This window comes from Salipaludibacillus neizhouensis (genome assembly GCF_002886185.1).
Taxonomy (GTDB): Bacteria; Bacillota; Bacilli; order Bacillales; family Salisediminibacteriaceae; genus Salipaludibacillus; species Salipaludibacillus neizhouensis.
Genome location: NZ_KZ614146.1, coordinates 3,453,403 through 3,465,484, shown reverse-complemented (window position 1 = coordinate 3,465,484; position 12,082 = coordinate 3,453,403). Strand labels below are relative to the sequence as shown.

The 12,082-nt window shown below is 38.6% G+C and carries 10 protein-coding genes and 1 pseudogene; 9 read left to right on the top strand and 2 right to left on the bottom strand.

Going from position 1 to position 12,082, the window contains the following annotated elements:
* Positions 1-543 precede the first annotated feature (543 nt).
* Positions 544-1,668 (top strand): annotated as a pseudogene (locus CEF18_RS16225) (TRAP transporter large permease); the annotation flags it as partial.
* A gap of 253 nt (positions 1,669-1,921) precedes the next feature.
* On the opposite strand, the gene CEF18_RS16220 reads toward CEF18_RS16225, so the two are convergent.
* Together CEF18_RS16220 and CEF18_RS16215 are read right to left on the bottom strand one after the other, a co-directional pair.
* Positions 1,922-2,860 (bottom strand): amidohydrolase family protein, encoded by a 939-nt coding sequence (locus tag CEF18_RS16220; RefSeq protein ID WP_110937428.1) that lies wholly within the window; start codon positions 2,858-2,860, stop codon positions 1,922-1,924.
* Between the two features lie 25 nt (positions 2,861-2,885).
* Entirely contained in the window at positions 2,886-3,674 is a 789-nt protein-coding gene (locus CEF18_RS16215; protein ID WP_110937427.1) for an IclR family transcriptional regulator, read from the bottom strand.
* 220 nt (positions 3,675-3,894) lie between these two features.
* Here CEF18_RS16215 and CEF18_RS16210 point away from each other — a divergent pair, with 220 nt between their 5' ends.
* The 8 genes from CEF18_RS16210 (at position 3,895) to CEF18_RS16175 (ending at position 12,032) form a co-directional block, all read left to right on the top strand.
* The gene (locus CEF18_RS16210; RefSeq protein WP_110937426.1) at positions 3,895-5,355 is read left to right on the top strand and encodes an aldehyde dehydrogenase; all 1,461 of its coding nucleotides are present in this window, start codon (positions 3,895-3,897) and stop codon (positions 5,353-5,355) included.
* 22 nt (positions 5,356-5,377) lie between these two features.
* On the top strand, positions 5,378-6,157 hold the full coding sequence (locus CEF18_RS16205; protein ID WP_110937425.1) for a 2-keto-4-pentenoate hydratase: 780 nt from the start codon (positions 5,378-5,380) through the stop codon (positions 6,155-6,157).
* A 54-nt stretch (positions 6,158-6,211) separates the two neighbouring features.
* On the top strand, positions 6,212-7,096 hold the full coding sequence (locus CEF18_RS16200; RefSeq protein WP_110937424.1) for an acetaldehyde dehydrogenase (acetylating): 885 nt from the start codon (positions 6,212-6,214) through the stop codon (positions 7,094-7,096).
* A 41-nt stretch (positions 7,097-7,137) separates the two neighbouring features.
* Positions 7,138-8,163: a 4-hydroxy-2-oxovalerate aldolase gene (gene dmpG, locus CEF18_RS16195; protein WP_110937423.1), complete on the top strand. Its 1,026-nt coding sequence runs from the start codon at positions 7,138-7,140 to the stop codon at positions 8,161-8,163.
* 16 nt (positions 8,164-8,179) lie between these two features.
* Positions 8,180-8,959, top strand: a complete 780-nt coding sequence (locus CEF18_RS16190; RefSeq protein WP_223292332.1) for a 2-keto-4-pentenoate hydratase — start codon at positions 8,180-8,182, stop codon at positions 8,957-8,959.
* A gap of 136 nt (positions 8,960-9,095) precedes the next feature.
* On the top strand, positions 9,096-9,293 hold the full coding sequence (locus CEF18_RS16185) for a 4-oxalocrotonate tautomerase (protein WP_110937421.1): 198 nt from the start codon (positions 9,096-9,098) through the stop codon (positions 9,291-9,293).
* Positions 9,294-9,330: 37 nt separating this feature from the next.
* A complete protein-coding gene (locus tag CEF18_RS16180; RefSeq protein ID WP_110937420.1) occupies positions 9,331-10,152 on the top strand; it encodes a DODA-type extradiol aromatic ring-opening family dioxygenase in 822 nt (273 codons plus the stop codon).
* A 215-nt stretch (positions 10,153-10,367) separates the two neighbouring features.
* Positions 10,368-12,032 carry an outer membrane protein assembly factor BamB family protein gene (locus tag CEF18_RS16175; RefSeq protein WP_110937419.1) on the top strand — a complete coding sequence of 555 codons (1,665 nt, stop codon included), beginning with the start codon at positions 10,368-10,370 and terminating at the stop codon, positions 12,030-12,032.
* The last annotated feature ends 50 nt before the right edge of the window (positions 12,033-12,082 follow it).

Genomic DNA, 12,082 nt, shown 5'->3' with positions numbered 1-12,082 from the left:
GAAAAAAATGAAATCTATCATGAAACTCGTGGGGAAATTAGCAAGAATATTGGTGGCAATATCTAAAAATCATGAATCATATTGTTCTCAGAAAGTACAACCATTAGCACCTATAGCAGCTTAATTCTAATCGTAAACTAAGTAAGGCTTTAAAGTAATTAAAAGTAGTTTAATAATTCTTGAATGTTGGCTTATTCGTAGGATTACAGAGAAAGCGCGGAGTACTGGATACCGTTGTACCTAAGGGCACTGACCCGTTTGCGCAGCAAAACCGGCCTCCACCCCTTGGATAGGCATGACGAAGGAATGAAAGGGCAAATGACCCGTTGAGACATGGGAGGGATAGCCTCCAGGGGCGGCGTGGAGATGCGTGCAGTATATTATGGAAATAAATGGAGCTACTATTGACTCCTCTATTCCCGCATGCCTTCATGTAGCCTTTATTATCAAAACTCATTCCATTCATCCGTCATTGTTCTTAGAAGTGGTCTGAAATCCTGCGAATAAGCGAGCATTTGTGAGTAAATAGAATCTAACTGAGGGAGTTTAAGTGTCATGCCAATGTTTATTCTAATGGGGATGTTTCTATCTTATAGTGGTCTGGCTAAGGACTTGTTTAAAGCTGTTGATCACTGGGTCGGACATATCAGAGGGGGCATTGGGATGGCAACGATTGGCGCAGCAGCAATCTTTTCATCCATATCAGGATCAGTCAATGCAACAACAGCAACTCTAGCTAAAGTTGCGCTTCCAGAAATGAAAGACTACAACTATCATCCAGGTTTATCCTCTGGATGTGTAGCGGCAGGCGGAACACTTGGTGTTTTAATCCCTCCTAGTGTTATTCTAATTTTATATGGTGTGTTAACCATGGAACCTGTTGGAACATTGTTAATTGCCGGTTTAATTCCAGGTATAATCCTAGCATTTTTATTTATGCTGACTGTTTATATTCAGGTTAGAAGAAAGCCATCACTTGCACCAAATCAACAAAGCCCTTCATCTTTTCAGATGAAAATAAAATCATTAAGCAAAATCTGGCCTTTTGGTCTTATTTTCTTGCTAAGTATTGGGGGTATCTACTTTGGTTTCTTTACACCGACTGAAGCTGGGGGAGTAGGTGCATTTGGAGCATTGTTATTTTCAATTTTAACAAAACGTCTTGGCTGGAAAGGATTATTTGCTTCTTTAGAAGAGACGATACGTTTAACTTCAATGATTTTCATTATTTTGATAGGTGCAACTTTATTTGGACAATTCTTGGCAATGAGTAGAGTTCCTACGGCAGTAACTTCAATGGTTATCGGTTTAGATGTATCGCCATTTGTTATTATTGGCATCATCTTAGTAATCTATTTTATTTTAGGATTATTTTTGGAAGGCATAGCAATTTTAGTATTGACACTTCCTATTGTTTACCCGCTAATTATTCAGTTAGGATTTGACGGGATATGGTTCGGTATCATTATGATAATGGTATTTAATATGGGGGTAATTACTCCGCCATTAGGAATCAGTGTTTATGTCATAAATGGTGTTAATAAAGACATCCCTATACAAACAATCTTTAGGGGGGTTACTCCAATGCTGATTACTATGATTATCTTTACTATTCTTCTAGTTATTTTCCCTCAAATAGTTATGACTTTGCCTAATTTAATGCGGTGATTTATTCAACTGCAGTTGGTCGTATTATAAATTGGGATTTTAGCCAATATAGTATGTGTTTTATCTCGGGAACTTTAAAGAGTCTTGCTGAAAATTATGTTGGTTTACCATTAGAGTGGGAGGGATCCTCAATCTCTGTGTAATATGTTTTCTCTTGGAATGGGAAGGTATCTTACGGCCAAATTTGAATGTATGAATAAATAAAATGTAAGGGTTATCATAACTACCCTTACATTTTATTTAATAGCAACTTTTATTTACCTAATAATGCGGTTGTTCCTTTTGAGAATTTTTTCTCCGGCGGCCAAGCAGAAAGATCAAAGGGGAAATCAGATCCTGGCACAATGCGGTCTTCACCAACTGTTTTTGCTAAATATTCTAAGCTAGAAGAGTTCCAAAGAACGTTATCATACCAAAAATCTCTTAAATACTCGATTGGTTGTTTGTTTAAATTGTTAGAGACTAGAGGCCATTGTTCATACCCTTTGTTTAATCGGCCAATCTGATAAGGTAAAAACCCACCACCATGTGCTAAAAGTATTTTCACTTTACTGTATTGATCCAACAGACCACTTAATAAAATGTCCGTTGCGCATATAGTTGTTTCCCAAGGAACACCAATTAAATTTGGCATCATCCGCTGTTTTAGACGTGGATCTTCACTTAATAAAGGATGAATAAAAATAATGGCTTCTTGACTGTTAGCTTCCTCCCAAAAGGGAGAAAAATGAGGATTTGACAATAACTGTCCGTTTAATCCAGGTCCAATGATTGCTCCTTTTAACCCTTGTCTCATAGCATCTTTTAGATCGTGTACTGCTTGTGTGGGGTTATTCAGGGAGACGGTTGCTAAAGCGGATAATTGTCCTCTGCTTGATTCGACCCAATTAGCAAGAGAGTTATTGTAAACAGAGCAAAGCTCACTTGTGATTTCAGCAGGGAAGTCATATAAAAATAATTGTGGAATTGGTGAAATAACTGCATGAGTGACACCAGCACTATTCATTTGGTCAAGATATAAGTTTGCATGAATGAACTCGTATTTTAGCTCGAATGCCCATTTGTCATTAATAGACAGAAAGTCTTCTTTAGCAGGGTCCTTATGAATCCATTTTGCCTGTAACGTTTTCTTGTTGTCTTTAATCCAGGTTATGACATCTTCAGGAACGAAATGAGTATGAAAATCATGCATCAATATTCTCTCCCTTTTATTAGTATTAGTTAAATCTTATATAACCTAATCTTTCCGAAATGGTTTTCCCGGCTTCTACTACTCTTTTTATATGAGATGGAATGGAATGGTTATTAACTCGCTGAATGGGCCCGACAATATTAACCGAGGCAATCACCTGGCCAGTATAATCTCTAACGGGGGCTGCAATAGAAACAACGCCTTCGGAAAACTCCTCTCTACTGATCGCGTATCCGTCATTTCGAATCTCTTCAAGGGTTCGAAGAAAGATATCTGGATCAATAATCGTATTTTTTGTGTAAGGTTCCAAGCCTTTTTCAAGTGTTTTTTTAATAATGTATTCATCATTAAAAGCTAACAAGACTTTTCCGGAACTTGTACAGTAAGCAGGATTTCTTCTACCAATATGTGTAAAAGCACGTACATGATGCTTACTTTCATATTTGTGCAGATAAATAACATCAAGCTCATCGAGAATGGCTAAATGAGAGGTCTCTCCAGTTTTTTCTACCAATTGATGTAAGACAGGCATTGCTTCTTTGTGAATTTCAAAATTAGACGTACAGACACTGGCAAGCGACAAAATGGATAGTCCTAACCGGTAACGATTGTTTTCAGGGTTTTTTTCTACAAAACCTTCACTGGCTAGAGTAGACATTAAACGACTGACCGTACTTTTTCCTAATCCCAATGAGTTCGCTAAATCAGTTACCTTTTTTTCGGAGTCATCCATTGAAAAACTTTTTAGAATACGCAAAGCATTTTTCACAGAAGACAAGTTATAATCTTTCTTCTTCGTTTCTACTTCCGACATCGGCACCACTCCTGATTAATATTTGTTGCGTATAGAGGAATATAAGTCTTTTATAGTGTATAAAATTACTATATCACAAGTGGTTAAAAAAGTATGAATAATTTAAATATTATAAAAAATATTATTTTGTTTCGTATAAAAGAACAAACGTGTTTTATAAGGAACAATTATAAGATATTCTTAGTTTAATAAATAGAGAACATTAAATGGAGGGAAAAATATGAAAGCGTTAACTTCAGTAGGTATTGATTGTCAGCACTTTATTAATGGTCAGTATCGGGAATCACTCAGTAAAAAAACATTTGAAAATATTAATCCTGCAAATGAAGATATTTTAGGATCTGTTGCAGAAGGTGGGAAAGAAGATATTGATTTAGCTGTTTCTTCAGCAAGGAGAGCTCTTAAAGGAAGATGGAAAACAATGCCGGTAACGGAACGGTCTAAAATTCTTCGTAAGGTAGGAGATCTTATATTAGAACGAAAAGAAGAATTAGCTCAATTGGAATCACTAGATACTGGAAAGCCAATCTGGTTATCACGTTCAGTTGATATTCCGAGAGCAGCCTATAATTTTCATTTTTTTGCTGATTACATGACTAGTGTCGGGACCGAAGCTTACCAACATGACGATCTAGCAATGAACTATGCAGTACGGAAACCAGTTGGAGTTGTAGGATTAATAAATCCTTGGAATTTACCTTTGCTGTTACTTACTTGGAAGCTTGCACCTTGTTTGGCAGCGGGAAATACGGCTGTCATGAAACCAGCAGAGTGGACGCCGATGACAGCCACTGTCTTAGCAGAAATTTGTAAAGAGGCAGGAATTCCTGATGGTGTAGTTAATGTTGTTCACGGATTTGGACCAAATTCCGCAGGAGCTGCTTTAACAGAACATCCTGATGTTGATGCCATTACATTTACAGGTGAAACAACAACTGGTACAGCAATAATGAAAGCTGCAGCACCTACGTTAAAAAAGCTGTCTTATGAATTAGGCGGGAAAAACCCTAATATCATTTTTGCTGATTCAGATATTGATGAAGTTCTTGATACAACAATCAAATCCAGTTTTATCAACCAAGGTCAAGTTTGCCTTTGTGGCTCAAGGATTTATGTAGAAAGACCTGCCTATGATGAATTTATCGAAAAATTCAAAGCACGAGCAGAAAAACTTGTTGTGGGTGATCCATTCGATGAGAATACGAATACAGGTGCAATGATTGGTAAAGAGCATTACGAGCGGGTTTTGAGTTTTATAGAATTAGCGAAAGAAGAAGGCGGGAATATAATCGTTGGCGGAAAAAGACCAGAAGGCTTTGAAAAAGGTTATTATCTAGAACCTACGATCATTACAGGATTAGACAGGAATGCACGATGTATCCGTGAGGAAATATTCGGACCAGTTGTAACAGTTACACCTTTTGATCTTGAAGATGAAGTCATCGCACAGGTCAATGATTCTGAATATGGTCTAAGTGCTACTATTTGGACGAATGATTTACGTCGAGCACATCGAGTGGCTGATTCTGTCGAGGCAGGAATTATCTGGGTAAATACTTGGTTTCTTAGAGATCTGCGAACTCCGTTTGGTGGGTTAAAACAAAGCGGTATTGGCCGTGAAGGTGGAATGCATAGTTTTGATTTTTACAGTGAACTGAAAAATGTATGTATTAAATATTAAGAAGTAGAAGGAGGATCATTTAATGGATATAACGGAATCTTATGCAAATAGATTACTTATAGCTGAAAAAGAAAGAGTTGGAATAGCAGCTTTAACGGATGAAAATCCGTCTTTTTCAACAACAGATGCCTATGCTGTTCAATTAGAAATAATTAAACAAAAACAACAATCAGGCCAGCAAATTGTCGGTAAAAAAATTGGATTAACATCGGTAGCTATGCAGGAATTGCTGGGAGTCGATGAACCAGATTATGGTCATTTACTCCATGGGATGGTGGTTGAAAACGGAAGCGAAGTTTCCTTTGAACGTGTAATGCAACCAAAAGTAGAAGGCGAAATAGCCTTTGTCTTAAACAAAGAATTAAAAGGACCAAATGTGACAGCATTGGAGGTATTACAAGCAACAGATTACATTTTGCCGGCGCTTGAAATTGTCGACAGTCGTGTGAAAGACTGGAAAATCAAATTACCGGATACGATAGCGGATAACGCATCTAGTGGACTTTATGTTTTAGGGGGTACACCTAAGAGGATTGACAAGATTGATCTTTCACAAGTTGGAATGGTGTTATTAAAAAACGGTGAAGTTGTCAATACGGGAGTCGGGGCAGCTGTTATGGGTCATCCTGCTAATTGTGTGGCATGGCTGGCAAACAAATTGAGTGAATTTGATATCACGCTGAACAAAGGGGAAGTTATACTTTCAGGTGCTCTTTCCGCTGCGGTGAATGCTGAACCCGGAGATGTATTTACGGCAAAAATTGCACACCTGGGTGAAGTGTCTGTTCGTTTTTCTTCATAACACTAACTCGTTTAAGGGTTTGAAAATGCGATCACTTATTGGAAGGGGAATTATATGGAGAAAGTAAAAGTAGCCATCATAGGGACAGGGAACATAGGGACGGACTTAATGCTAAAACTTGAACGTTCTGAAACTCTTCAACTAACAGCCTTAATAGGTATTGATCCAGATTCAGATGGTGTTAAAAGAGCAAAGGAAAGAGGGTACAAAACGTTCACAGATGGATTGGAAGACTTTTTAAAGATGAACGAAAGTCTTGCTGAGATTTTTTTCGATGCAACTTCCGCTAAAGCACATGTACGTCACGCCAAGCTACTTAAGGCGGAAGGGAAGCAAGTTTTAGACTTGACTCCGGCGGCTAGGGGACCGTTTGTCGTACCTACTGTTAACCTTGGGGAGCATTTAGATGCGGAAAACATCAATCTGATTACTTGTGGTGGCCAAGCGACTATACCGATGGTTCACGCGGTTAATAGAGTTTGTTCTGTTGATTATGCTGAGATTGTAGCGACCATCTCCAGTAAGAGTGCCGGGCCTGGAACAAGAGCAAATATTGATGAATTCACGCAAACTACTTCACTTGGAATTGAAAAGGTTGGTGGGGCAAAAAAAGGGAAAGCAATTATTATTTTAAATCCAGCTGAGCCACCTATATTAATGAGAGATACGGTTTACGCATTAGTAGAAGAAGGAGCAATGGATGAAGATAAAGTTAGAGAATCAATCAAAGAAATGGAAGCGTCCGTTCAATCGTACGTTCCAGGATATCATTTACGCACAGAACCAATCATAGAGGGAAATAGAGTGACCGTCTTTATAGAAGTGGAAGGTGCTGGAGACTATTTGCCTAAGTACTCAGGTAACTTGGATATTATGACAGCTGCAGCAGTAAAAGTGGCAGAAGAGTTTGCCAAGAAAAAACTCAACGGTCACCAATAGATAGAATTTTAACTAATACTAGTAGGAAAGGATTTTTCGCTATGACTAAAAGTCGTGACATAACGATTACCGAAGTTGCTTTACGTGATGGTAGTCATGCCATTGGACATCAATATACATTGGAACAAGTAACGGCAGTGAGCAAAGCACTAGATGAAGCAAATGTGCCTTATATTGAAGTTTCTCACGGTGATGGATTGGGAGGTTCGTCTCAGCAATTTGGAACATCATTGACCGATGAAATGAAGTTGATCGAAGCTGCTGTTTCTGTAAGTAAGCAAGCTAAAGTTGCAGTGCTTTTGTTACCAGGTGTCGGAACTATGAAAGACTTAAGGCAAGCGGCAGATATCGGAGCGAAAATGGCAAGAGTGGCGACTCACGTAACAGAAGCCGATGTGTCTCCACAACATATTAACCTGGCAAAAGAGCTTGGAATGGAAACAGTAGGATTCTTGATGATGTCTCACATGGCCCCAGTTGCTAAATTAGTCGAGCAAGCCAAATTAATGGAAAGCTACGGCGCAGACACCGTATATGTTGTTGACTCTGCAGGTGCGTTATTACCTTATGAAGTACGTGAACGTATTAGGGCAATGCGCCAAGAACTAACAGTAAATATTGGTTTTCACGGTCATAATAATCTATCTCTGGCAATGGCTAACACTCTTGTGGCTATTGAAGAAGGTGCTACCAGGATTGACGGAAGCATTCGTTGTTTAGGAGCGGGAGCAGGGAATACACAAACGGAAGTGTTGATTGCTGTTTTGGAAAGAATGGGGCTTAACACAGGGGTCGATTTATATAAAATGATGGATTTGGCTGAAAATATTGTAGCACCAATTCTGAAAAAACCTCAAGAAATTGCTAAAGATAGCCTTGTAATGGGGTACGCAGGTGTATACTCAAGCTTTTTACTTCATGCACAACGTGCGGCTAAACAATTCGATATTGATTCTCGTGATATTTTAATTGAGCTTGGCAAGCGAAAAGTTGTTGGGGGCCAAGAAGACATGATTATTGATGTCGCATCGGAAATTGCTAAAAGACAAAAAATTGTAAACGCATAATGGGAGAGTGAGAAGGTTGAATAAAACAGAGATTGCTAAGTTCTTACTAGATGCAGAGCTTGAAAGACAGGATGTTGTAAAAATAACAGCAAATAAAGTTCCGGATTTAACAGTAGAAGAAGCATATGAGATTCAACAAGAGCTAGTTACCTTAAAGCTTGAACAAGGGCATTCGATTGTTGGACCAAAAATGGGATTAACAAGCAGAGCTAAAATGAAGCAGATGAATGTAGAAGATCCTATTTACGGTTATATTTTTGACAATATGGTTGTTCAAGATGGAACGGCTATTTCATTATCAGATTTTATTCATCCTAAGGTGGAAGCCGAAATTGCGTTTATCCTAGGCAAAGATATTGAAGGTCCCGGCATAACAGGGGCTCAAGTTTTAGCAGCTACAGAACATGTGGTGTCAGCTCTGGAAATAATCGACAGCAGATATGAAAATTTTAACTTCACTTTACCGGATGTTATTGCGGACAATGCTTCATCTTCAAAAGTTGTTTTTGGTAACCTCATTCGAAAGCCCGAAGAGTTAGAACTAGATTTAGTCGGAACAACCTTAACAATTAATGGGGAAATAAGAGATCTAGGTGCAGGTGCAGCAGTAGTCGGTCATCCTGCCAATTCTGTCGCCATGTTAGCAAACATGCTTCATCGAAAAGGTGATAAGCTAAAAGATGGGCAAATCATTCTGACGGGTGGCATTACAGGTGCAGTCCAATTATCAAACGGCGATGTTGTTTCAGCGAAATTAGATGGTTTAGGAGAAGTTTCTTTTTCTGTGAAGGAATAAAAAAGAATACTGTGATCTTTTATGAAACATGAGTGGGATATTACATTATTTTTTCTAAATTTTCTGTAAAAACAATACAAATTTACCGGTAATAGAATATAATTGAACGTATAGCATTTTTGAAGGGAAGGTTTTAATGCCTATTGTAAACGTTAACATTATGGAAGGGCGTCCAAAAGAAAAGATTGAAAAGGTGATTTCCGAAATAACAGCTACAATGTCAAATACATTAGATGTACCAAAGGAAACTGTGAGAGTGATTGTTACCGAAATTCCGAAGACTCATTGGGGAATAGCAGGAGAATCTGTTTCTAAGAGAAATGCCTCTAAATAGTCCAATGATTGAACGAAAAATTAGGAGGTAATATTGCATGACGATTGAATTGGGTGTATTGGCGGCTCACGTACCTAGTATTAGTCATCGAGAGAATGTTCCTGATTTTCAGCAAGAAATGGTGACTAACATGGATGAAATCGGGGAACAAATTGCAGAACTTAAACCTGATGCCATTGTAATTGTTTCGTGTCATTGGATTTCTACATTTCATCATTATGTAGATGTACTGCCAACGCATAAGGGTGTATTAACTGCATTTGAATGTCCGGATATTATTTCAGATGTACCTTATAATTACCCCGGTGATCAGGAGCTTGGAGAAGCAATGGTACGGGCCGGAAAACATGCCCGTCTTCCAGTAATTCCAGTAAAGGATCCAACGTATGTTTGGGATTATGGTACAGTAGTACCTTTAAAGTATTTTATTCCAAAAGAAGACATCCCGGTTGTAAATCTATCTATTACACAGGCAGCCAGTTTGGAAGAAACAATGAAGTGGGGCCAGGCAATTAGAGAAGAGTTAGATAAAACGGATAAGAGAATAGTCTTTGTATTTAGTGGAGCGCTTGCTCATAATCTCGTTCGTGGACGTCATCATATGCCAACGATATCAGAGCAAGCGTTAGATAAACAGTTTATCGATTATGTGATGAATAAAGATATGAAGTCTATCGAAGAAATGCTTCCTCAATATGCGCGGGTAGCGGGTGTAGAGGGCGGTGGACGTCATCTAGCCATGTTGCTTGGTGTTTTAGGAGACGATTATAAGCCATTCTTCCACAGCTACGCTCAATCTTCAGGCAGTGGAAATGCAATTATCACTTTTGAGCGAGAAGGTGCGAAAGAAAAGGTTTAACTATTATATAAATATGGAAGTATTGCTCTCTACCAATTAATATGGTGGAGAGCTTTTGCGTGAACATGAATAGTTTATTTAAAGAATTTAACTGTAATATTACATTTCTCCAAAAAGAGCTAAAATCTTCACCGTAACTTGTGTTAAATTTTGACAATTAATCCATTACACCTGTGATACATTGATGAGAATCGGTGTTTTAAGGATGGTGTTATGTGAAAAGATGTTGTTTATACCTTGTTTGTTCATGGATATTAATAGGAGCGGCTTGTAGCAATTCTGACGAGGTAGTGGTTTCCGAGGATAATAACGAAAATGTGGACAAGCAGCAAAGTGGCAATGTGATTGTTGAAGAAAGTTTAGACGAACCAGTGGAAGAAGATACAGAAGATCAGTCTGAAGAACCGATGGAAGTACTTTTTGAAGCAATCGATATAGAAAGTTATCGTCACGAGAACATTCATTTTGAAGTTAATGGAGAAAAGGAACTTGAACAGAGATCTCCCGAGGATATTATTTTTCCGGAAGTTTACACGGAGGTGGAAGGCGTTCTGACTTTCAGAGGAGGTCCACTACGCGATTCACCTTCTTATGGAACGATAAGTGCTACTGAAATGGAGTTAGAGGAGCAATGGGACTTTACAACTAGTGCTAATCCTGATTGGGGTGGGGGCGCTGGATGGACTGGGCAACCAGCAATTGTAAAGTGGGATAATGAGATTAAGCAACAAATGAATATAAAAGAAAAATTCAAGGAAAAAGATAATTTTGTAGAAGTTATACAAGGCTCGCTTGATGGGCATGTGTATTTTATAGATTTAGAAACAGGAGAACAAACAAGAAATCCTATTGCGATTAAAAATCCGATTAAAGGCTCGTTGTCGATCGACAGTCGAGGCTATCCCCTTTTATATCTCGGGGATGGGATTCCGCAACATGAAAAATTCGGTTTTTATATATTTAGTCTGATAGACAGTAAGTTACTTCATTATATTCCTGGTCGAGATGAATTTGCGTATCGTGATTGGGGAGCTTTTGATGGGTCTGCCTTGATAAATAGACACTCTGACTCATTAGTCGTAGGCGGCGAGAATGGCGTATTTTACAATGTTGCTTTAAACACTGATTTTGATAAAGAGCAAGGAACAATTGCAATCGATCCTGAGATCAGTAACATGCGGTATAAGATTGAAGGAAATGATTATCAAGGAATCGAAAACTCTGTTGCGATTTTCAAAAATATTGCTTATTTTGCTGATAATGGAGGTTCTATAGTATCCATTGATTTAGAGAACAACCATCCGGTATGGGGGCTTCCTTCATTAGATGATACAGACGCATCTATTGTTGTCGATGTGGTAGATGATACTCCACATCTGTACACTGCTTCTGAAGTGGATATTCAAGGTCGAAATGGGAATGCTTATCTGAGAAAAATTCATGGACTGACCGGGGAAGTAATATGGGAAAAGAGCTACCCGGCATTTTATAATCCGGATGTGAATGGAGGCGTGCTAGCAACGCCAGTTTTAGGTAAGGGAAACATGGGAGATTTAATCGTGTTCACGATTGCTCGCCATAGAAGTACTAATGAGGGTATCATGGTGGCATTGGATCGACAGACCGGAGAAGAAAAGTGGAGATGGCATATGGAGCAATATGCTTGGAGTTCGGCTGTAGCCGTCTATGATAAAGCCGGAAACGGATTCCTTGTTCAAGCGGACTCTACGGGGAATGTTCATATTATCGATGGCGATACGGGAAAAGTGCTGACTGCGAAGAATTTCGGTTACAACATAGAAGCCTCGCCGGCCATTTATAATGATAGTATCATCTTTGCAAGCCGAGGTGGACTGATTCATCATGTGAAGATTAAATAGAGAAAGTGAAAGTATTTGAATAGACTGCGAAAACAATAAAAGGAAAGCTA